17 protein-coding genes and 1 riboswitch are annotated in these 21,311 nt (G+C 46.3%); of the genes, 7 read left to right on the forward strand and 10 right to left on the reverse strand.

Features of this window, described 5'->3' with window-relative positions; all coding sequences use genetic code 11:
- Positions 1-45: 45 nt before the first annotated feature.
- Complete coding sequence (locus SGRA_RS24175; protein WP_015693895.1) at positions 46-894, forward strand: transposase; 849 nt, start codon at positions 46-48, stop codon at positions 892-894.
- 788 nt (positions 895-1,682) lie between these two features.
- Here SGRA_RS24175 and SGRA_RS16320 read toward each other — a convergent pair.
- Positions 1,683-3,953, reverse strand: a complete 2,271-nt coding sequence (locus SGRA_RS16320) for an efflux RND transporter permease subunit (protein WP_015693898.1) — start codon at positions 3,951-3,953, stop codon at positions 1,683-1,685.
- Positions 3,954-4,602: 649 nt separating this feature from the next.
- Between SGRA_RS16320 and SGRA_RS16335 the strand changes: the two genes are divergently transcribed.
- The 6 genes from SGRA_RS16335 to SGRA_RS16365 all read left to right on the forward strand — a co-directional run bounded on the left by SGRA_RS16335 (position 4,603) and on the right by SGRA_RS16365 (position 12,372).
- Entirely contained in the window at positions 4,603-6,525 is a 1,923-nt protein-coding gene (locus tag SGRA_RS16335) for a tetratricopeptide repeat protein (RefSeq protein WP_245538570.1), read from the forward strand.
- Between the two features lie 24 nt (positions 6,526-6,549).
- A complete protein-coding gene (locus tag SGRA_RS16340) occupies positions 6,550-7,131 on the forward strand; it encodes an NAD(P)H-dependent oxidoreductase (RefSeq protein ID WP_015693902.1) in 582 nt (193 codons plus the stop codon).
- Positions 7,132-7,211: 80 nt separating this feature from the next.
- A complete protein-coding gene (locus tag SGRA_RS16345; RefSeq protein WP_015693903.1) occupies positions 7,212-8,054 on the forward strand; it encodes a hypothetical protein in 843 nt (280 codons plus the stop codon).
- A gap of 146 nt (positions 8,055-8,200) precedes the next feature.
- Entirely contained in the window at positions 8,201-9,247 is a 1,047-nt protein-coding gene (locus SGRA_RS16350; protein ID WP_015693904.1) for a LamG-like jellyroll fold domain-containing protein, read from the forward strand.
- 395 nt (positions 9,248-9,642) lie between these two features.
- Positions 9,643-10,632, forward strand: coding sequence for a DUF2279 domain-containing protein (locus SGRA_RS16355; protein WP_015693905.1), 990 nt, complete (start codon positions 9,643-9,645; stop codon positions 10,630-10,632).
- A 246-nt stretch (positions 10,633-10,878) separates the two neighbouring features.
- A riboswitch (cobalamin riboswitch) is annotated at positions 10,879-10,997 on the forward strand.
- 103 nt (positions 10,998-11,100) lie between these two features.
- Positions 11,101-12,372, forward strand: coding sequence for a T9SS type A sorting domain-containing protein (locus tag SGRA_RS16365; RefSeq protein ID WP_015693907.1), 1,272 nt, complete (start codon positions 11,101-11,103; stop codon positions 12,370-12,372).
- Positions 12,373-12,431: 59 nt separating this feature from the next.
- Here the strand turns inward: SGRA_RS16365 and SGRA_RS16370 are convergent, their stop codons facing one another.
- The 9 genes from SGRA_RS16370 to SGRA_RS16415 form a co-directional block, all read right to left on the reverse strand.
- Positions 12,432-13,928 carry an MBOAT family O-acyltransferase gene (locus tag SGRA_RS16370; protein WP_015693908.1) on the reverse strand — a complete coding sequence of 499 codons (1,497 nt, stop codon included), beginning with the start codon at positions 13,926-13,928 and terminating at the stop codon, positions 12,432-12,434.
- A gap of 5 nt (positions 13,929-13,933) precedes the next feature.
- On the reverse strand, positions 13,934-14,803 hold the full coding sequence (locus tag SGRA_RS16375) for an SGNH/GDSL hydrolase family protein (RefSeq protein ID WP_015693909.1): 870 nt from the start codon (positions 14,801-14,803) through the stop codon (positions 13,934-13,936).
- A gap of 1 nt (position 14,804) precedes the next feature.
- The gene (locus SGRA_RS16380; protein WP_015693910.1) at positions 14,805-15,851 is read right to left on the reverse strand and encodes an NAD(P)H-dependent glycerol-3-phosphate dehydrogenase; all 1,047 of its coding nucleotides are present in this window, start codon (positions 15,849-15,851) and stop codon (positions 14,805-14,807) included.
- A gap of 415 nt (positions 15,852-16,266) precedes the next feature.
- Positions 16,267-16,902, reverse strand: coding sequence for an STAS domain-containing protein (locus SGRA_RS16390; protein WP_015693911.1), 636 nt, complete (start codon positions 16,900-16,902; stop codon positions 16,267-16,269).
- A gap of 84 nt (positions 16,903-16,986) precedes the next feature.
- Entirely contained in the window at positions 16,987-17,397 is a 411-nt protein-coding gene (locus SGRA_RS16395) for a DUF7793 family protein (RefSeq protein WP_015693912.1), read from the reverse strand.
- An 87-nt stretch (positions 17,398-17,484) separates the two neighbouring features.
- Positions 17,485-17,931, reverse strand: coding sequence for a DUF7793 family protein (locus SGRA_RS16400; protein WP_187288172.1), 447 nt, complete (start codon positions 17,929-17,931; stop codon positions 17,485-17,487).
- 436 nt (positions 17,932-18,367) lie between these two features.
- Positions 18,368-19,273 carry a GDP-L-fucose synthase family protein gene (locus SGRA_RS16405; protein ID WP_015693914.1) on the reverse strand — a complete coding sequence of 302 codons (906 nt, stop codon included), beginning with the start codon at positions 19,271-19,273 and terminating at the stop codon, positions 18,368-18,370.
- Positions 19,274-19,276: 3 nt separating this feature from the next.
- Positions 19,277-20,272 (reverse strand): GDP-mannose 4,6-dehydratase, encoded by a 996-nt coding sequence (locus SGRA_RS16410; protein WP_015693915.1) that lies wholly within the window; start codon positions 20,270-20,272, stop codon positions 19,277-19,279.
- Positions 20,273-20,289: 17 nt separating this feature from the next.
- A complete protein-coding gene (locus SGRA_RS16415; protein ID WP_015693916.1) occupies positions 20,290-21,045 on the reverse strand; it encodes a glycosyltransferase family 2 protein in 756 nt (251 codons plus the stop codon).
- Positions 21,046-21,311: the final 266 nt, after the last annotated feature.

Here is a 21,311-nt window from a genome sequence, read left to right on the forward strand (position 1 = left end):
GATGGCCGTGGAAGTTATAGTAAAACGGATCATGATGCCACCTTTATGCGAACTAAGGATGATCATTTAAAAAATGGCCAGCTTAAAGCAAATTACAATATTCAATTTTCGACATCCAATAGAGTAATTACTCATTATTCAGTAGAGCGAACATCTTCTGATATGGCCACCTATATCCGTCATTTAGAGGGATTTAAAGAGCGTTATAATTTTTATCCCAAGCAAGTTACCGCAGATGCTGGCTATGGAAGCGAAGAAAATTATCTTTTTTTAGAAGAAAAAGGAATAGAGGGTTTTGTAAAGTATGGCTCTTTTTACAGAGAGCATCGAAGAAATTTTAAAACAAAAGAGTTTGCGAATGCTAGAAACCTTCACTATGATGAAAAAGGTGACTTTTATATTTGTCCTGTTGGGAAAAAAATAAACCGAATAGGAGAGACTAAAAAGACACTTCGGTCAGGCTACATTAAAGAAACAAATATATATGAAGCAGCAGACTGTAAGGGCTGTGCGCTGATGGAGCCCTGCTTAAAACAGAACTCAAATAAAAAAACCTCTACAAATCGAAGAATCCATAGAACGCCTAATCTAGAGCGATTAAGAGCCAAAGCAAGAAAATTACTTTTAAGTGAAGAGGGGATTAGAAAACGAAAACAAAGATCAGTAGATGTTGAAGGCTGTTTTGGAGAGCTAAAACAAAACAAAGGCTTTCGGCGACTGATGCTTCGAGGATTAAAGAAGGTGAATATAGAGGTCGGCTTGCTTGCTATGAGTATGAATATTGCCAAACTAGCAAAGCATAAAGCTCGAACTATGGACGAAGTCTGTCCAAAAACATCAAAAACGACTCTTTTTAACAGAAATAACAAAAGTATTGCCGCAAAAAGAGGGTAATTAAGGGGCAAGTATTGCCTTTTTGTAAAAAAATGGACACTTATTAACATTTTTTATTTTTTTAGTCCTAAAAATGACTTTTGACTTCCTCAACAGCCCCCCAATTAACGAATGCATTTTTGTGTTCAATGGAGGGTTGAAACCCTCCATAAATAAACATTTTTCAGCCCGTGCTTTCTTCTTCGGCGGTTGGGCGGCTTTGGCCCATGGGCTAAAGCCCATGGTTGTGGGGCTATGCAAACTGGCGGGCTAAAGCCCTTGTTTGCTGTTTATTAGAATGCATTATGGGCCGATGGTTTTAACCGTCGGCTCATTTTCATTGCATCCATCTAGTATGGCGACTTTTGTTGCTGTGGGTTTTAACCCACTGGTCCAAAACAACAACCGCCAAACAATAAGCGCAAAGAAAAATCCCCTCGAATGAGGGGATGACGATTTTTTCAATAGCCTAGGGCCTTGGCCCTAGGGTTCCCATAAAATTTATGGGGGAGAAAAAAGAAAATCAAACTACCGAATAAAAAATAACCCTTGTTCAAAGCGGTAGAGGATTTTAATCCTCTCCGCACTATAGATGTAGAATAGGGTTGTTGTATGGCTGCTGGTTTCAACCTGCAGCCACAGCGAGCAGGCGGCGAAGCCGCCGCAGGCCTAGGGGCCTGAAAGGGGGCCGCGCAGCGGCAGACCCAGCCAGCTTGCTGGCGCAGGGCCGAGCAGACCTGCGAGCCCTGAAAGGGCCCGGCCGCCGAAGGCGGCAGGCCCCAAAAAAATAGGATCATTTAAATGACAAATTACTCCTGCAGCTCTTCCCCAAAGCGCAAAATCAAGGCAGGCAAAAGCAATAAATCCGCTAAAAGGGCCAAAAACAAACAAATACTGGTGTATAAGCCAATGTAAAAGGTGCCCATAAAGCTAGAAAAGAGCAGGCAACTAAAGCCGCTAACCAAGATCAAAGTGGTGACGACAATGGCTTTGCCTGTACCCCGAAAACAGCTTCGTAGCGCCTCGGCTTTGCTTTTGGCCTCTTGGCTGGCCAAGCGATAGGCCGCCATAAAATGGATGGAGTCATCGACCGCAATGCCAAAGGCAATAATGAATAGGATAGAGGTGGAAATCTTGATGTCTACGCCATTCCAGGCCATTAGTGCGCCCACCAAGGCCAAGGGCAAAATGTTGGGCAAAAGCGCAATGCTCGCCATCCGCCAAGAGCGAAAGAGGTAGAGCATGAGCAGAAAAATAAAGAGAAAACAGAGCAAGAGCCCATAAAAGACATTATCCGCAATGCACTGGTTGTTGATGTCCATCAGATAGGCAGAGCCCGTCAAGCGATAGTCTATGAGCTGGTCGAGCTCTTGCTCTCGGATAAATTGGGCCAAGGCCGCATGCCGCTTTTGGGCCTCCAAACTGCCCATATCGGGCATTTTTCCAGCAAAACGCCCCCTTTTTCCTTGGGGTAAAACCACCAAGGGATAACGCCCATTGGCCAAGAAATTAGCCTCTATTTTTTGGGCCTTTTTCCATTCGGACCGATTCTGAGGTAGCCGATAATAGTCCGCCTTGCCCGAATGCGTCATCCGATTGGCCATTTTTAATCGGGCCAAAGGACTAAACATACTCCCCAAACCATAATCCTCCAGTAAATAGCGCTCTAGTGGGTCCAAAGCCCGCAAAACTGCCGTATCCGACAGGCTTTTACTGCTGTCTCGCAAGATGATTTCCATCTCAAATTGACGGGTTCCCTTAAACTCATTTTCAAAAAAACGAGAGTCTACAATCTGTGGGTGCCGCTCACTCAAATCATCCAGGACATGCTGGTTGATCCGCAACTGACTACTGCCCCAAAGCCCTAGAGCCATCAGCAAAAGAGAACCGATGATGATTTTCCCATAATGCCCCTCTACCCAAAGCGCCAAACGGCCCAATTGCTGCTGCCAAAAGTCGTCTTTGGCGGCTTTTAGTTGGAAGTTTGCCTGGCTGATCATGAGCAGGGCCGGGAAAAAACTATAGGTTAGTAAAAAGGCATAAATAAGGCCCAAAGCCGCAAAAGCACCTAGGTTAATCAATGGACTCACATTGGAAAATAGTAGGCTCAAAAAGCCGATAATCGTGGTCCCGCTGGTCAAAATAGTAGCCCGCCCAACTTCTTTGATGGCCTGCTTGAGCGCTAGCTTTTTGGCCTGCCCGGCCTGCAAGCCGAGCAAAAATTTACTAAATAAATGAATCACATTAGAAATCCCAATAATGAGGATAATCGTGGGAATCATATTGGAGATAAAGTCTAGCGAAAACCCTAGCCACATCATCGTTCCTAGGGTCCAAAGTACGGTAATTCCTACTACCGAAAGCGGCATCCAAACGCCCCAAAACCTTCTATAACTAAAGAAAAGGGCAATAATAATGACCAAAATAGAGAGGCCGACAAAGGTGGCTACCTCCTGTCTAGACAAGTCGACAAAAGTGGTTTGTCCGTAGCATTTTCCCGCAAAATGCAGGGCCTTAAACTCCTCAAAAGGCTGAATCAGACTATCTATCCGCCCAATTAGCCGCTTGCAATCTTCATATTGCATGCCTTCTTTTTGCTGCATCAAAATCAAGACAGATTGCTGGTCTTCGGCAAAAAGTTGGCCCAACAAATCGGGCCGCTCCACCACCTTTAGGCTATCCTGAGCTAGCCGAGCCGCCGAGCTATCTAGGGCCAATAAAGGGCTGCTATTCATCAGGTCCATAAAAGGAACATAGCGATAAATTTCTTGCTTTGTTGGCCCAATTAGCTGCACAATTTCCTCCAATTGTAGCAAACTATTACTCAAACTATCCACCTCTTTTAGAAAAGCCGGCTGATAAATATGTGCCCCCTTGCATTCTACGCCCAACAAAATATAATTGTTATCCCAGCCAAAACGCTCTACATATCCCTCAAAATATTCGGTTTCTTCATGCTCTAAGGGATAAAAATTTCGCAGGTCAAAATCAAATTGTATTCGGCTAATGATGCCCCAAAGCATAAAAAGGCTAATCAGGGCAGTGGCTAGCAGGATGCTAATATGCTGTTTTTTATTCAAGGGTATATTGTTTTCTATTTTTGGGGCTTCCCCTCGCTTTGCTCGGGTCGGGCTGTGTCGCAGCTCGCAGGTCTGCTCGGCCCTGCAGTTTTTTTCGCTTCGCTTCAAAAAACTTGGGTCTGGCCCTTCGGGCCACTGCTATCCATCCCTAAGCCGGGCGGGCTTCGCCCGCCTCTGGACCAGCTGGTTTCCCCAGATTCGTTTTGCAGGGGCCCAAGTTCGCAAAAATAATAGAGAACTCTGATCCTGTTCGATATTTTGTGTGAACTCCCTTTTTGTAAAGGCTACTTCTTGGAGCGCTATCTTGAGCCCAAACGTTATTTTATTAGTCCCTCAACTTTTTCTGTGGAGATAGTAGAGAGGAGAATGTAAAGGAAAGGGTTTTAACCCACTGCTCCAGAAAAATAAAACCAAAACCGCCGAAGAAAAACAATGGCCTGAAAAAATTAGATGAGCGGCTGAGGGATAGAAAGCAGTGGCCGAAGGCCAGACCCAGTTTTTTTGAGCGTAGCGAAAAAAAACGCAGGGCCGAGCAGACTTGCGAGCTGCGACATAGCCCGACCCGAGCCAAAGGCGAGGGGCAGCCCCAAAAAAACAGAAATGATCAGAAAATCTTTTACAGTTTGTATATTTGGGAGAAAAGAAAGGCATGAAAAAATGGATATATATGCTGGGCTTTGCGCTGGCGCTTTTGTTGGTTTATTGTAGTGGGGGAGCAGAAGAAAAGGGAGTTTCGGCAGATCATCGCTTTCGGAATTTGGGAGATTCGGCGACTTATGTGGGCATGACGAGCTGTCAGAGCTGCCATGGGAATGTGCATCAGAGCTATGTGAAAACGGGCATGGGCAGATCCTTTGCCAAGGCGCATCAGGCCAATTCTGCGGCAGATTGGGCGGGGCATCAAAGCATATTTGATACGGCTAGTCAATACTATTATCTGCCCTTTGCTCGAGACTCGCAGCTTTATGTCTTAGAATATCGTTTGGGGCCAGAAGGCGACACCACTCATAAGCGTTTGGAGCAAATCAGCTACATTATTGGTTCGGGGCATCATACCAACTCCCATTTAATCAACCGCAACGGCTATGTATATCAGGCGCCAGTGACCTACTATACGCAGGATGGGCGTTGGGACTTGGCGCCGGGCTTTGAGGAGGGGCAAAACAGTCGCTTTGATCGTTTGATTGCGCATGAATGTTTGACCTGCCACAACCACTTGCCCAAGGCGGAGGAAGGCGGGCTGAACAAATACCTAGAAATGCCTGAGGGAATAGAGTGCGAGCGTTGTCATGGGCCAGGGAGCATTCATGTTAAAGAGAAATTGGCGGGTTTAATTGTAGACACCAGCAAGCAGATCGATTACAGCATAGTCAATCCGCGGCATTTGTCGAGAGAGCTACAAATGGATCTTTGTCAGCGTTGTCATTTGCAGGGCGTAGCGGTCTTGAATCCGGGCAAAAGCTTCTATGATTTTAAGCCAGGTATGCCCTTATCATCGGTCATGCAAGTCTTTTTGCCTCGTTTTAGCAATTCGGATAAGCGTTTTATTATGGCCTCACAGGCCGACCGGCTGCGTTTGAGTCCCTGCTACCTAAAAAGCGAAGAACTATCATGTATTAGCTGCCATAATCCGCATCATGATGTAAAATCGAGGACCGAAAACCGCTACAATGAAAGCTGTTTGAGTTGTCATGCGCCTACTGCGCCCAACTTCTGTTCGGTAGAACCCGCCAAGCGTTTAGAAAAGCAAGACGATTGCGTGAGTTGTCATATGCCGAGATCGGGCAGCATTGATATTCCGCATGTGACCATTACGGACCACAATATCTCCAAGGCAACGGCTCGTTCGGCCATGGCCCTAACCCAAGAAGAGACCGAAGAAGTAGCGGCCTTTTTGGGTTTAGCTTGTTTGAGCAAAGACTCGCCCAGCAATTTGGATATGGCGAGGGGCTATTTGGCCCTTTACGACAAATTTATGGGGCAATCAGCCGTTTTAGATTCGGCTCGATACTATTTGGATCAGGAAAAGGAAGAAAATGAATTGCAGCGGCAGACCAAAATTCACTTACTTTTTGCTGCGGGCCGTTATACAGCCCTAGAAGAGCTAGCCTTGCAGGCCAAGGCAGCGGAAGAAAAAGATGCTTGGACCGCCTATCGTTTGGGCGAGGCTTGTTATCGGCAGCAGAATTGGGCCAAGGCTTTGCCCTTTTTCAGTCAGGCGGTTGCTTTATTGCCTTACCATTTAGATTTTAGAGAAAAGCTGGGCGTTTGTTATGCGCGTTTGGGGCAAACTGCCAAGGCCGAGCAACTATTTCAGGAGGTCCTTTTAGAGGATCGCAAGCGGCCCTTGACCTATGCCAACCTAGGCTTTATTGCCGCCCAAAAAGGCAACTTTAAGCGGGCCCACTACTTTTATGATAAGGCTTTAGATTTAGACCCCCTGCAAGAATCGGCTGTTTTCAACAAAGCCGCTTTGTCAGTAAGAGAGGGCAATAAGGCAGCTGCCAAAGCCCTTTTGGAACGTTTGGCAGGAAATGCAAAGGCGGCACAGGCCTTGAAGGCGCTGGAGTAGTTCAATTACGCCTTAAAAAAATGTATGAAAAAGAAAATTGTGATTATCGTTGGGCATCCCGATAAGGAAAGCTACAACTTTAGCTTGGCTGCAGCTTATAAAGCGGGGGCCGAGCAATCGGGAGCCGAAGTTCGAGAAATCAATATTCGGGACTTAGATTTTAATCCCAACCTAGAATACGGTTACCGAAAGCGGACCGAATTAGAGCCGGATCTACTCCACAGCCAAGAAACCCTAAAATGGGCCGATCATATTGTTTGGGTGTATCCCGTTTGGTGGGGTTCTGTTCCCGCCATTATGAAAGGCTTTTTAGATCGAGTGTTGTTGCCAGGCTTTGCCTTTAAGAAGCGAGACGACTCTTTGTGGTGGGATAAGTTTTTTACCGGAAAAACCTCTAGAATCATCTCGACCATGGATCAACCTAACTGGTATTATAACTGGATATATAAAGCGCCTAGCCATAATGCCATGAAAAAATTGACCATGAATTTCATTGGCGTGAAATCGGTGAAAATCACTTCTATTGGCCCTGTCCGAATGTCTAAAGATGCCTTTAGAGCCAATTGGCTCAAGAAGGTAGAGGAACTAGGGCGGAAAAATAAGTAGGGGAGAGGAGAAAACTTATTGGGATAATTCCAGTAAGTTTTTTATTTTTTGAGACTTATTTCATCCTCAAAATTTACCCGATGCAAAAACTAAAATGGATTTGGCTGCCCTTTAGCTTAGCCCTATTGGTCATGGCCTGCGGCGGCGAAAAAACACAAGCGCCCCAAGAAAAACAAACAACGGCCGCTACCACCAACAACCAAAGCGAGGGCCCAAGCGAAGCCGCCCCCAAAGAAGCGGCCCCCAAAGGCATCCAACTCATAGGAGAGCAGCCAGAAGCGCTTCCCTTTGACCATCAAGAAAAGGAGTATACAGATGTTTTTGTCTCTTCTAGTCCCGGCCTAGGCAAGGAGCTGCTCAAAATAACCGCCAGCAATAAGCTGATGTATCATTCTAAAAAATACCCCAAAGGGGTAGAACTGCAGTTGGTCGCTGGAAAATGGGACGATATGCTGCTAGAAGATCCCAAAAAGGCCCCCGGCTTTAGCTTCCCCGGCCAAAAAACGGTCTACAAAGTTTACCGCCCCTGTGGCCCCTGTGGCCTAATCTCTATCAATCCCGACGGAAGCAAACAGGAGTTTAAATCACTCTGGGAGGCCGAAGGTAGCCGAGGCATGTTCCGCTGCAAAAATGCAGATGGTAGCACCGAATATCTCTATTTCAAAAATGAAGGGAAAAACATTTATTATGCTTCCGATAAACGCCAGAAGTTCGAAAAACTAATCTCTAGCGAAGAACAACGAACCGATATGGGCGTCTATTACGGCAGTACGGTGCAGTTTCAAGGCAAGCCTCAAAAATATATCCTTAGCTATGCCGGGGGAGAAGGCCCCGGAAATCCACCTGCTGTAGAATGCAAAAATCCAGACGGAACCATCCAAAAGTTTGAATGGCTCAATAGCCTAGATTTTAAAATAGATTAGGAGACCGTCTTTCATGTTAGCCTAATTTTAAATTTTATTTTTCAAGAAAAAGTCAAAGCCTGATATTTCATCGCTTTGGCTTTTTTATTTACATTTGAGCCCCAACTAACTTAAAAGAACATTATATAACTATTCAATCTAAGTAGATGAAAAACCTATCCCTATTCGCTTTCTTGCTTTGCTTCTCTATGCAAGGCCTTTATGCTCAAGTAGACTTGGCCGCTGGCCTAGAGGCTTATTATCCCTGTAATAACAGCGGAGAAGACCTCTCTGGAAGTACTGTAGCCCCTAACGACTTGACCGTAGGAGCCGACCTTACCCTAGTGGCCGACCGCTTTGGTAATGCCGATGCCGCTTTTAGCTATGTCAATAATACCACTAATGGACGCCTGTATGGGGGCAATTTGGGCGGCGGTGTCTTGCTCGATGAAACTCATTATAGTATCGTTGTTTGGGTCAAGCAGGCCGCAACAACAAATGATGGCCGCTTGGTTTATATTAACGGCACTGATATCAGTAACCCTAATGCAGTGAACAGTATAGCACTAGAATTGGCGGGATCTGGCTCTACCGTTACTGTAGATGCTAGCCAAAATTCAGAAGAGGGAACAATTCCTTGCAGTTCGATCGGATCTGTCTCTTCTGATGTGAATACTATGGATATTGGCGATGGAAACTGGCATCTTGTGGCCCTAACTCGAGTCAATGATACCATGCGCCTTTATGTGGACACGGTAATGGTCTCTACCACAGCGCCTAGCCCTAATGTTTGTGGTGGCCCTAGTCTAGAGTTTATCCAGTTTGGTGCTGCCGGTTTTGGCGATGCTGGAGTAGCCGCTTTTGACGATCCTATGATCTATAGCCGCGCTATCAACGCCCAAGAGGTGGCCGCTATCTTCAACCTTACTGCTGCTTATGGCAACCCCACACTATCTAATGATATCATCGCCGAAGCCCAAACCGCTTTCCGCCTTTTCCCTAATCCTACCCAAAATAGCCTAACGGTTAGCTTGAAAGAGGTGGAGGCCGAACAATACCGCATCTATAACGCTTTGGGCCAATTGGTGGCGCAAGGACAGTTTGTCGGCCAACAAGAAGAAATTAACACAGCTAGCCTAAACGCTGGCTTCTACCAGCTCGTTTTGCAAACCACTAACGGCCAGCAACTCAGCCAGCAGTTTGTTAAACAATAAGATCGATCTCTTCTGATCTAAACTATTAGGTCCTTCCTTACCAAGGAGGGACCTTTTTCTTTTTTGGGGCCTCCCGCCTTCGGCGGGCGCTACGTTTACTCCCTTTGGTCGTCGAACTGGCGCCCCTATAGGGGCTGGTTGTCGGGGCTCACTGCTGTTTTGGGGCCTCCGCTGCGGCTTCGCCTTGCGGCGCTACGTTTCGGGGCTCGCAAGTCTGCTCGGCCCTTCGCCGCTTTCAGCGGCTCGGTCTGGCCTGCGGCCACCCCTGCACATCGCTAGGCCAAGGCGCTTCGCGCCTTTCTGGACCAGCAATTATCCGCCGCAAAAAGGCCCAACTCCCCCTTATTTAAAGTCCACTAAGCCAATCTTCTTGACAGAGTTCTTTATTTTTAGGTATGAAAAAACGATTACTTCTCTTCCTCTTTTCTTGCTTGGCCCTAGGCAGTTTTGCCCAAGATAGTAGCCAGCTTTCGTTTTGGCAGCCCGCCCCAAAATTTCATCGGGGCCGCTTTTGGACCGTAACGGGAACGGTCGGCGCAGGCTATTCCGCCACTTCTTATGCCCTGGCCAGAGCTTGGTACGCCAATTACGACCGAAGCTCTTTCCATTTCTTTAATGATAATTATGGCTGGCGACAAATGGATAAAATGGGCCACCTCATGACGACTAACTTTGAGGCCAAATGGCTGGGCCATTTGTACCATTGGGCGGGAATGCCTAAGAAACAGGCGGCTTGGGTCGGCTTTGGCGGCAGCATGCTCTTTCAAGGTACCGTTGAGCTAATGGATGGCTATTCTGAGGCCTGGGGCTTCAGTTGGGGCGATGTTGGCTTTAATACTCTGGGCGCCTCGGCCTATTTGGCCCAAGAACTCTTTTGGGAAGAGCAAAGAGTGCTCTTTAAACTCTCTGTGCACCGACCCAATTACGCCAATTCCCCCATCTACGCCCGAAACAATCCCTTGGCCGAAACAAGTTTGCAAGAACGAGCCAACCAACTCTATGGAAACAGCTTTCCCGAACTCTTTTTTAAGGAATATAATGGGCAAACGATCTGGATGTCGGTCAATATTGCTTCCTTTTTGCCCCAACGCCCAAAATATCTGCCCCCCTGGCTCAATATCGCCTTTGGCTATGGCATAGAAAACGTCTTTGGGGCCGAGCGCAACCGCTGGTACAATGAAGATTTGGCCGTTTTTGAGGCCCCCGCCAATTATCCCCGCATGAGCCAATACTATTTATCTCTAGATGTAGACTTTGAGCGAATCCCAACCAAATCTAAAAGCTTAAAGTCCTTTTTCATGATGCTCAATGTCTTTAAACTGCCTTTTCCTGCCCTAGAATACAACAGCCAAGGACAATGGCGAGGCCATTTTCTCCATTTTTAACAAAGATATAAGTTGCAAAGCTGCCAAAAACTACTAGCTTTGCGGCCAAATGAAGGAAAGATCTTTTTGGACCTAGAAGGCGCTGGCCAGCAGCCAGCGCCTCGGCTGAGGGATGGAAAAGGGTGGCCCAAAGGGCCAGACCCAGGCGGCAAAGCCGCCGCAGGGCCGAGCAGACTTGCGAGCCCTGACACAGCCCGACCCGACCGAAGGGCGGGGCAGCCCCAAAACCAAAACAACTAGATTTTTCCAATTCAAGAACCTAAGGGTCTTGTCCAAAAATGGGCAAGTTAAAAGGGAAAAGGGTGAAACTCCCTTGCTGTCGCGCAACCGTAAAGCCGGATCGCTGCCCTGAGGTTTCCGCCAGAACATCTTCGCGTCAAAGATGGGCGGCTTGGGCCTGCTTTGTCTGCACAAAGGGGGGCGAGCTGTGTATACTTTGCGCTATTTTTTTATACTTAATCTTTATCTATGCGCTTATTAAGTTTATGCTGCTTTGCTCTTTTGAGCACTGGCCTTTGGGGCCAAAAATTATTGGTTTTGAATGGGGGCTTGTTTGGCTCGGCCACAGAAACCGCCAATTTGGGCGTTTATGATCCCGCCGATGATAGCTATCAGTTTTTGGATAGTATGGGGACCAATTCTGTGCAAGATCTTTTGATTGAGGACGATCAATATGCCTATGTGGCGGCTCAAGACAGTATCTATAAATATGATTTGCAAACGGGCGACCGCCTGGCTGCCGCCGCTTTTGGTAGCGTCAGTACCATCAAATTGGGCCTTTATCAGAACAAATTATTGGTGGGCAATTGGTATGGCAGCAGCTCCGATAATCTACGCATCTTTGATAAAAGCGACCTGAGTTTTCAGAGCTCTATCAGCCAAATTGATAAGGGCGTGAAGGATTTTGTTGTGCTTGGCGACACCCTTTATATTGCGCAAAATAGCAGCACCGCTAGCTATACCGATACTTTGGGCTATTTGGCCAAGGTAAATTTGACCGATAACAGCTATCTGGGCAATGATACTTTGAGTAGCACAGGCAGCGAGCTAGGCCGCCTATTCAGCCTAGGCGATAGCCTCGTTGTAGGCATCAATAACGAAAGCAACAGCCTCTCTTATTTGAATATCAATAGCGGACAAAAATGGACGCAGAGCGCTGCCGTAAACTTTCAGGCACCTAGCTATGGCAATGCGGTTCAATTGGACCAAAACGGCATCGCCTACACCGTTTATAATGGCGCTATCGGCAGCTATGATTTTATCAATAATACCGTAATTGATACGGCTTTAATTCCCTACGCTTCTGGTGCTTTTGCCCTAGATGCTCAAAATGGGTTTTTGTATGTAAGTCAAGTAAACTTTGGCAACCAAAGCAGCAACACCGGCATTCGCTACAACCTTTCTGGCGATAGCTTGGGAACATTCCCCGTAGGCTTTTCTCCTGAGGTTTTGGTCATTTGGAATACCCAACTGCTCAACAACTTGACAGAAGTAGAAAGCGCCACTTTTGACTTTGGGCTCTTTCCCAATCCTACTAGCCACAGCCTAACAATCAACTTGGAAGAAGCTCAGCTAGGACAATACCGCATTTACAATAATTTGGGCCAATTGCTAGGGCAAGGACAGTTTTCTGGCCAGCAAAAACAAATTGATGTCCAAAACTTGGAGGCAGGAATCTATCATATCTTGCTAGAAAGCGAGCAAGGCCAACAATTAACAAAGCAGTTTATTAAGCGATAAATCTTAATTGGCCAGCCCCTAAAAAGGTCCTTTCTAGTACAGAAAGGACCTTTTTTTGGCTAAAACTGAAAGTAGATAAAAGGCGCCACATCAGCCGATTGAAACTGAAAAATGAGCAGAAGGGCCAACAAAAATATTAAGGCCTGAAAGGCCCAGGGCAGCTGCCCAAAAAAGTGTTGCATATTCTGCTTGTCCCGATCCGAAAACAAATGCAGCAAAAGGGCCAAGCCCAAAAAGACGACCACAGTAGGCCGCGCCATCCAGAAAGCTTCCCATTGAGCCAACTGCCAATTCGTAAACAAGCGGCCAATCAATAAATTGCTGCCCTCAAAACTGCCCATCCGAAAATAGACCCAAAGAAAGGCCACAAAATGAAAGTTGAGCACCCAAGCCAAAACCGCCCAAATTTTGCCCTTGGGCCGATTGCCCCAAAGTTTCCAGGCTTTGTGCAACATCAAGCCCAAACCATGCATGCCGCCCCAAAATACAAAGGCCCAAGAGGCTCCATGCCAAAACCCACCGACCAACATGGTAATCATCAAAAAGAGGTATTGCTTAAGCGGCCCCTTGCGGTTGCCCCCCAAGGGAATATAGATATAATCGCGCAACCAAGAAGATAAACTGATGTGCCAACGCCGCCAAAAATCCGTAATATTCAAGGCGCGATAGGGCCGACGGAAGTTGTCGGGCAACTCAAAACCTAAAAGCAAGGCAAGGCCAATCGCCATATCCGAATAGCCCGAAAAATCCCCATAAATCTGGATGGTATAGGCATAAATGCCCAGCAAAGCCTCTAAGGCCGTTTGCCCTTCGGGCTGACTAAAGACCAAATCTACATATTGGCCCAAATAATCCGCTAAAAGCGCCTTTTTGAGCAAGCCCTTCAGAATAAGGAAAAGTCCAGTACCCAAAAGCGCTTTATTTAAGAAAAAAGCCTTGCTGTTGGCCTCTTCTTCCCGAGCGGGCCGATAATAAATTTTGCGTCCCAATTGGGGCAGAAAATCAATAGCCCGCACAATAGGCCCCGCGACCAATTGGGGAAAAAAACTGAGGTAAAAGGCAAAATCAAGCAAAGAAGTCGCTACAGGAATCTTTCCCTGCCGCACATCCACCAAATAACTAATCGTCTGAAAGGTGAAAAAGGAAATGCCTACGGGCAAGACCAGATTGTCAATCAAAGGATAATCTAAGCCTAAGCCATTGAGGTTGCCAATAAAAAAATTGGCGTACTTATAATAGAGCAAAAAGCTAAGATTGACCAAAATGCCCAGGCTTAAGAGTGCTGGCGGCGATTTTTCCTCCTCTTTAGGTGGAAGTATTTGGGCAAAAAAGAAATTGAAGAGGATACAAAAGAGCAGCAAGAAGAGAAAGCCCCCACTAGAAATATAGTAGAACAGCAGACTAAAGGCCGTCAAATAGGCTAAGCGAGCCGTTTTATGGCCAACCACCAAGCCATAGGCCGCAAATAAAAGGCTGAAAAAGAAGAGAAAACGGCCGCTATTAAAGATAAAGGGCATATTCTCCTGATAGGTCAGCAGGTCTAAGAGCGCTTGCATCTCGCTTATTTGTTGAGTTCTAGAATACGAACCGAATGCCCCAATGCCCGCTCTGGTAATAGGCTATCTAATTCGGTTTTTACATAGGTTCTTCGTTCTGATTTGGTCAAGGGCGGCCAAATCCAGCAGTGATTTTTATAGGCACTTTGCTCGGCAAACCATTTTAAATAGGCCTTGGCCCAAATGACACTAGCCTTTCGAGTGGGATGCGCCCCATCGCTTTTGCGGGCCAACTGATCGCGCAACTCAATAGAAGGGTAGTAGCAGCTATCGCCAATTTCTTCTTTCAAAATCTGGTTAAAGCCATTATCCTCTTTCCAGTTGGGCGGGCCAATCCAAATAAAGGGAATTCCCTTGGCCTGCGCCTTGATGTCTTTGATATAAGGCCGCCGATCTTCTATATTTCTAAAGAGGGTTTCATTTCCCCCCACCGAAAAGAAAATAATATCGGGCTGATAGTCTTTGATTAACTCCTTGAGCTTTTTCTTTTTGCTCCATTGGGTCGTATGCGAGCCATACCAAATACAGCTAATGATTTGATGTCCATGAGCCCTAGCTTCCTTTTTGATCGTTGCCTTAAAATGCTCAATCATCGAATCGCCAGCCAATAAGATATATTTTGAGCTGCTATCTTGCTGACTTTTGGCCGCCGTTTTATCTTCTTTTTGCTCCTCCTCTTGTTCCAAACTATCGTTTTTTGACCGAGAGTCGGGAATATTTACTTGCTCTTCTACTTCTTCATCTTGCAGCCAGGCTCTTAGGCCAGGCGCATCAAATGAAATGCTCCAACTTGGCGGCAGTTCTATTTTGGCCAAGGCAAAAAGGCCCAGCCAAAGCAAAATCAAGATGCCCAAAATTTGCCAATAATACCGCATCCTACAAAAAGTCTACATCTACCGCATAAGGGTAGGTCATGAGAAAATGAATGGCCCGCTCTAGCTCCATCCCCTTAAACACCACCCGATGCACAATTTCAAAAATGGGGCTATTGATTTCTAGGGCCTGACAAAGCTGGTTGATAATCTCCAAGGTCCGAAACCCCTCTACCATATCGCCATCTGCGCCCACAATTTCTCGCATGGGCGTTCCTTGGGCCAAAGCCACTCCCGCCTTATAATTTCGACTTTTGGTCGAAGAGGCGGTGGCAATCAAGTCGCCAATTCCGGCCACACCCAAAAAGGCTTTTACATCAGCCCCCATGGCTTTGCCAATATGAATCATCTCCGAAAGTCCACGAGTGACCAATAAGGCCCAAATGTTCATGCCTAGTCCCTTTCCGCCCAAAAGTCCAGCCGCCAAAGCGACCACATTTTTTAAGGCACCCGCTAGCTCGGCGCCCAAAATATCATGGGTGCCATAAACCTGAAAACGAGGGCTGCGCAAGGCCGCCTGTCCCATCTTAATGACTTCGGTATATTTGCTGGCAATGAGGGTAGCCGCTGGCTGATGTTCCTGAATTTCGGAGGCCAGGTTAGGGCCAGAAAGGCAGCCCACCCGACAAGCCAAACTCTCCAGTTCAATCAACTGGCTCATGGTTTTAATATGCTCAGGCTTGATTTTTCCTTCCTTAGGTGCCAAAGAACTATCCAAACCCTTGGTGGCATGAATCAAAAAGTGTTGCGGATTGAGCAAGGGGCCCAATTGCTGCATCATATTTCTAAAGCCCTTAGAGGGAACCACCGGAAAAATGAGCTGGCAATCCTTGGCGACTTCTTCCAAAGAGGTCGTTACCCTAATTTTGGGCGAAAGCTGGGCATATTCCCCTTTTCGAGCCTGCATTTTCGCCTTATTTTCCTCTCTGCGGGTATAAATCAGAATATCCTCCACATTTTCAGCCAGCAAACCCGCTATGGTTAGGCCAAAACTACCGGCCCCCACTACACCTACGGCCTGCTTAATCTGTATTTTTTGATACTTACTCACGAGTATTTATTTTTTCTGCTGTTTTTGGGGCTGCCCCTTCCGCTGGCTTGAAAGCCAGCGCAAAGCGGTATCGCTTTGCGAAGATATACAAAATGAGGGTTGAAACCCTCATGAATTATCGGTCGGGTCGGGCTGGGTACTCCCGTTGGTCGTCGAACTGGCGCCCCTTCGGGGCTGGTTGTCGCAGCTCGCAGGTCTGCTCGGCCCTGCGGCGGCTTTGCCGCCTGGGTCTGGCCTGCGGCCACTGCTGTCCATCCCTCAGCCGATGCGGCGATTCCGCCGCCAAAGGCATTTTTATGATATAGCGGCTAAAGCCGCTACTTGGACCAAAAGCCCCTTTTCTTAGGGGCAAAGAAAAGCCATTTTCTGGCAACTTAGACAGAAAATGGCTGAATATTCTTTTTGAGGCCCTTATTTAATCTTCTTCCTCATCTTGGCGCTCCAACTGAAAGCCCGTTTGGCGGAAGGCATAATCTAGGGCATCTTTCATGCTGCCCGTCGTCTTCAATTTGTCAATGTCAATGCCTAGGTCCACAATAGTTTGAGAAACCGCAGGCGTAATACCCGACAAAATAGAGCGGCAACCCATCAAGCGAGTCGCTTTGGCAATTTTAATAAAATGATTGGCCACGAAAGTATCTACTACGGTCACCCCAGAAATATCTAAGATGAAAATTTTGGCCTGACTACGGGCAATTTCATGCAAAACCGTATGCAGTACATCCTCCGCCCGCTTAGCATCCATAAAACCAACCAAAGGAAGTAACAAAATACCCTCCCAAAGCTGGGCAATAGGCGTCGACATCTCGAGTAGCGCACCTTCCTGCTCACGGGTCAAACGCTCTAGCTCTTCATTCTGAGACTCTAGCTCAGAACGACTAACTACAGAAGATTCTAGTTCCTCTGCTAACATATTGATACCTAGAGCAATTGTGTTTAGTGGGTTGTCAGACTCATCAACTAGGGCCTTTTGTGAAAAGTCAAGGCCAGCCATTCCACTAATGACTTCAATGAGGTTATTTAAGCGATCTTCATCGTTAAGAAAGTCCATCTTTATGTTGTTTTATGGCCAGAAGGCCCTTGTAAAACCCAAGGTAACAAAACTAAATAAAAAATGCTAAATTTTTATACTCCTTTAGAGCTGTTTTAACCAGTCAATCGCTTTTTCTTCATTGGTGAAAAGCCTAGTTTCTTGATCTCCTTTTAAGGTGCCTAAGACAAAATTACCAAGCATTTTAGAAAGTTGGCTAGAGGTAATTAGTGCAGTACCTTTAATATAAGGAGAGAAGCTTTTTGCTTCTGCACTACGCATATACTCTCTAGTCTCTTTAGCAATTCTCCGCACTTTAGAAAAATCGACAAGTATTTTTAAGGGCCTGTTTTCTTGAATAGACAGCTCTTTCAAATAGAGATAACTGCTTTTCATATGCTCTAATTCTAAGGGAACATTTTCTTGTTCTGAATTTAAGTATATGAAATTATCGGATGTTCTATAGTACTTTGTTGGGCCAATAGTTTTGAGTAGTTCTAGCTGTTCGTTGTTCATCAGACTTTTTAGTATTGTTCAAGGGCCAAAACTAATGAAACGATTTTATTAGAAGAATGAACTAGCTGTTAATTTTAGACTAATCCTTTAAAGCTGTTTTAGCCAGTCAATCGCTTTTTCCTCAGTAGCAAAGAGCTTTATTACTTGTCCTGTAACTAAAGTCAAAAGAAGATTCCCTAATAACCTAGATAAACTATTAGAGATCACAAGCGCTGTAGCTTTGCTGTTTTCGTGAAATTGACTTACTTCTTTAGAACGAAGATGTTTGCGCACCTCTATAGGTAAAGAGGGCATTTGGTGCAAATTGACAAGTACTAAAAGTGCTTGTCCCTGAATTTTGGCTTGCTCCTCTAATAAAAGTAAACTTTCATCAATGTCTTTTACTGTTAAGCTTTTTTTTGACGCGTCAAATTTGGCATAAATAATTTTATCTGGCCGCAGATAGTAATCTATAGGCCCAATAGATTTTAGACGGATGAGTTCTTCTGTCATCATAATTATTTGGGGATTGATGTTCTTTCCGCTAATGTACATTTTTTTAAATAAAAAAAAATAGTATTTGTTGCCAAGCATAAAAAAAAGCTCAAAACTATTGCTTCGAGCCTTTTTAGACCATAAAGTTTAATATTTCCTTAAGCTTTTGCGAAGGCCGACCGAAGGGAGGCCTGGCCTAGCGATGTGTAGGGGTGGCCGAAGGCCAGACCGAGCTTTTTGAGCAAAGCGAAAAAAGCGAAGGGCCGAGCAGACCTGCGAGCCCCGAAACGTAGCGCCGACGACCGAAGGGAGGCGGAGGCCCCAAAACATCTGCGAGCCCCGACAACCAGCCCCTATAGGGGCGCCAGTTCGACGACCAAAGGGAGTAAACGTAGCGCCGCAAGGCGTAGCCGCAGCGACAACAAGCCCTTTAGGGCGCAGTTCGATGACCAAAGGGAGTAACGCCCCAAAACAACAACAAGAAACAGCGGCCAAATTACTTTCTGATCTGCGGATAATTTTCTTCAAACCAGCTAATCGTTTTCTTTAGGCCCTCATAAACGGGCGTAAATTGAAAGTTGGGCAGCAGCGACCGAATTTTACTGTTATCGCTGGGTTTACGAAACTGCCCATCGGGCTTGTCGCTTTGCCAAATGAGCTTGCCCTTAAAGTTTAAGAGCTCGACAATCATTTCGACCATTTCTTTGATAGAGACCTCCTCTGAAGTAGAGAAAATCAAAGGTTCGGCTTCGGTATAATTGCTGACCGCCCAGTCACTAAGTTGCGCCACATCTTCTGAAAAAATGAACTCTCTGAGCGGTTTGCCCGATCCCCAAACCGATAAATCCTCGCCTTTTTCACGGGCCAAAAAGCAGCGATGAATGAGGGCAGGCACCACATGTCCATTCTCCAAATCAAAGAGGTCGTTGGGCCCATAAATATTGGTGGGAATGACCGAAATATACTCCAAACCATACTGCTCCCGATAGGCCTGCAATTGCACATCGACCATGCGTTTGGCATAGGCGTAGGCATCATTGGAGCGGTGTGGGGGACCCAAATGGATCTTTTGCGGATCGAGAGGATAACTCACTTGGTCGGGAAACACACAGGTGGACAAAAAGGCCAGCAATCGCTTGGTTCCATGCAGTCGAGCGGCCTCAATAACATGGGTGTTCATCAAAACATTTTCTCGAAAGAAATCTCCTTTTTGATGCATATTGGCCCAAACTCCACCCACCTTAGCGGCGGTATGAATGACCTCCTCGGGCTTTTCTTTTTCAAAAAAGGCATTAACGGCCTGCCAATCGCCCAAATTGCAATCTTTGCGGCCAATTTTTAGGTCGGCCGGAATAGCAGAACCCACCATGCCCGTGCCGCCAGTCACTAATCGTTTTGCCATAACTTAACTGCGGATATTAGGATTTTTCTCATAGAAATCAAACCAGTGATCGACCATCTCGTCCATCATCTGCTCAAAGCTATATTCGGGGGTCCAGCCGAGCAATTCTTTAGCTTTGCCAGCATCTCCTTTTAGGTCGTGCAATTCTTCGGGGCGGAAATAGCGCTCAGAAGTCGTCAGCTGCGTCTCGGTATCCAACCCTAAGCGATCAAAAACATAATCGACTAGATATTGGACCGAATGCGAAATGCCCGTAGCGCAAACAAAATCATCGGCCTGCTCATGCTGCAAAATCATCCACATAGCGCGCACATAATCCTTGGCATGTCCCCAATCTCGGGTAGCCTGCGTATTGCCCAAGACCAATTTATCGGTATAGCCCAATTTGATGCGTACCGCTTCTTTAGCTACTTTATTTGTTACAAAATTAACTCCTCGTCTAGGTGACTCATGATTAAAGAGAATGCCATTAGAGATATACATTTTGTAAGAGTTGCGATAATTGCGGCAGATATTATAAGAGAACACCTTGGCACATCCATAAGGCGAAACTGGGTTCATGGGCGTTGTTTCTCTTTGGTAGCCATCGGCATCGATATTATTGCCAAACATCTCCGAAGAGCTTGCTTGATAGATGCGGGCATCGGGGCAAGTTAGGCGGACGGCCTCCAGCAAATTCAGGGTACCCATACCCGTCACCTGAGCCGTATAAATAGGCTGGTCAAAGCTAATGCGAACATGAGATTGGGCGGCCAAATTATAGATTTCGCAGGGCTGGGCCTTTTGCAAAACCTGAATCAACGAGGCCATATCGAGCATATCGGCATAAGCCAATTTTAGGCGCTCGTGTCCATAAATATCATTGAGGCGATAGGTTTGGTTTTCGGCAACAGAATTTCGTTTGAGGATTCCCCAAACTTCATAACCTTTATCAAGGAGAAACTCGGCCAAATAAGAGCCGTCTTGTCCGTTAATACCCGTAATTAATGCTTTTTTCATGAGACGCTAACTTAACTTTAGTGTGAAATTTTACCTCTTTTGATGGCCTGCCCAAAGATTTGAACATGCTCCCAAAGGGTGGGGAAGAGGCCAAAATGCTGGCGAAGAATATGGAATCGCTCAATCAGAGAAGCTCTGCGGTTTCTGGCCGAGAGTCCCCCTTTGAGAAAGGAACAAAGCACCGTTTCGGTATCTCGAAAGCTTTTGGCTTGTTGGAGCGTACGGATCGACCAATCGAGATCGGCCACTAGGCCATAATCCTCAAAGCGGTAATCGGTCCAAATATCTTTATGCGGAAACATCGCCTGATGGCAAATCACCATCCCATTCCGAAAGCTTTTCCAGCTCAACTCCTCTGGGGAGGGATGCTGTTTATGCCAAGGAATTTCGGTCCCGGCTTCATCCAGTACTTTCACTCGGCCATAGACAAAATCTTCATTTTGTCCAGCCGCAAAAGCTTGGCTGAGGGTAGTGGGTTCTAGGGCCAGATCGCCAGCATGCAAAAACCAGACATAATCGCCAGTGGCGTGTTTCATGCCCTTATTCATGGCATCATAATTATTTTTGTCTGGCTCCGAGAGCAAAAAATCCACCTGCTCCCCATATTGCTCTACAATCTTCAGCGTATTATCCTTACTGCCCCCATCAATAATGAGGTATTCCATATTGGGATAATCCTGCGCCGCCACCGATTCCATGGTTTGGGCCAAAACCGCTTCGCAATTATAAGCTACGGTAACAATAGATATTTTGGGTAGTTCCTTCTTTTCCAAATGTTCGCTGTATTAGATTCTCGCAAATGTAAGAAGCCCTAAGCATAAGTAGGGGAGAAATGCCTAAAATATTTTGTGGGGGAGGGATTTGGGGCGTTACTCTCTTCGGTCATCGAGGACAGACAAAAGTCCTTGTTGTTGCAGTTTATTGTTATTTAGGGGCCTCCGTCTCGCTTCGCTCGTCGGCGCTATGCGCCTACCCCAATGCTTAAACAGAAAGTCCCTTAGTTTAAGGTGGAGGTTCTTCAGGGAGGGGAGCTAGCTCC

The sequence above is a fragment of the Saprospira grandis str. Lewin genome (assembly GCF_000250635.1).
Taxonomy (GTDB): Bacteria; Bacteroidota; Bacteroidia; order Chitinophagales; family Saprospiraceae; genus Saprospira; species Saprospira grandis.

What these genes read in the sequence shown, in the direction of transcription:
- SGRA_RS16390 (WP_015693911.1), bottom strand. Translation starts at nt 16,902, where the DNA reads ATGGACTTTCTTAACGATGAAGATCGCTTAAATAACCTCATTGAAGTC.
- SGRA_RS16405 (WP_015693914.1), bottom strand. Translation starts at nt 19,273, where the DNA reads ATGGCAAAACGATTAGTGACTGGCGGCACGGGCATGGTGGGTTCTGCT.
- SGRA_RS16365 (WP_015693907.1), top strand. Translation starts at nt 11,101, where the DNA reads ATGCGCTTATTAAGTTTATGCTGCTTTGCTCTTTTGAGCACTGGCCTT.
- SGRA_RS16355 (WP_015693905.1), top strand. Translation starts at nt 9,643, where the DNA reads ATGAAAAAACGATTACTTCTCTTCCTCTTTTCTTGCTTGGCCCTAGGC.
- SGRA_RS16345 (WP_015693903.1), top strand. Translation starts at nt 7,212, where the DNA reads ATGCAAAAACTAAAATGGATTTGGCTGCCCTTTAGCTTAGCCCTATTG.
- SGRA_RS24175 (WP_015693895.1), top strand. Translation starts at nt 46, where the DNA reads ATGCGAACTAAGGATGATCATTTAAAAAATGGCCAGCTTAAAGCAAAT.
- SGRA_RS16400 (WP_187288172.1), bottom strand. Translation starts at nt 17,931, where the DNA reads ATGTACATTAGCGGAAAGAACATCAATCCCCAAATAATTATGATGACA.
- SGRA_RS16410 (WP_015693915.1), bottom strand. Translation starts at nt 20,272, where the DNA reads ATGAAAAAAGCATTAATTACGGGTATTAACGGACAAGACGGCTCTTAT.
- SGRA_RS16395 (WP_015693912.1), bottom strand. Translation starts at nt 17,397, where the DNA reads ATGAACAACGAACAGCTAGAACTACTCAAAACTATTGGCCCAACAAAG.
- SGRA_RS16335 (WP_245538570.1), top strand. Translation starts at nt 4,603, where the DNA reads ATGAAAAAATGGATATATATGCTGGGCTTTGCGCTGGCGCTTTTGTTG.
- SGRA_RS16375 (WP_015693909.1), bottom strand. Translation starts at nt 14,803, where the DNA reads ATGCGGTATTATTGGCAAATTTTGGGCATCTTGATTTTGCTTTGGCTG.
- SGRA_RS16350 (WP_015693904.1), top strand. Translation starts at nt 8,201, where the DNA reads ATGAAAAACCTATCCCTATTCGCTTTCTTGCTTTGCTTCTCTATGCAA.
- SGRA_RS16340 (WP_015693902.1), top strand. Translation starts at nt 6,550, where the DNA reads ATGAAAAAGAAAATTGTGATTATCGTTGGGCATCCCGATAAGGAAAGC.
- SGRA_RS16370 (WP_015693908.1), bottom strand. Translation starts at nt 13,928, where the DNA reads ATGCAAGCGCTCTTAGACCTGCTGACCTATCAGGAGAATATGCCCTTT.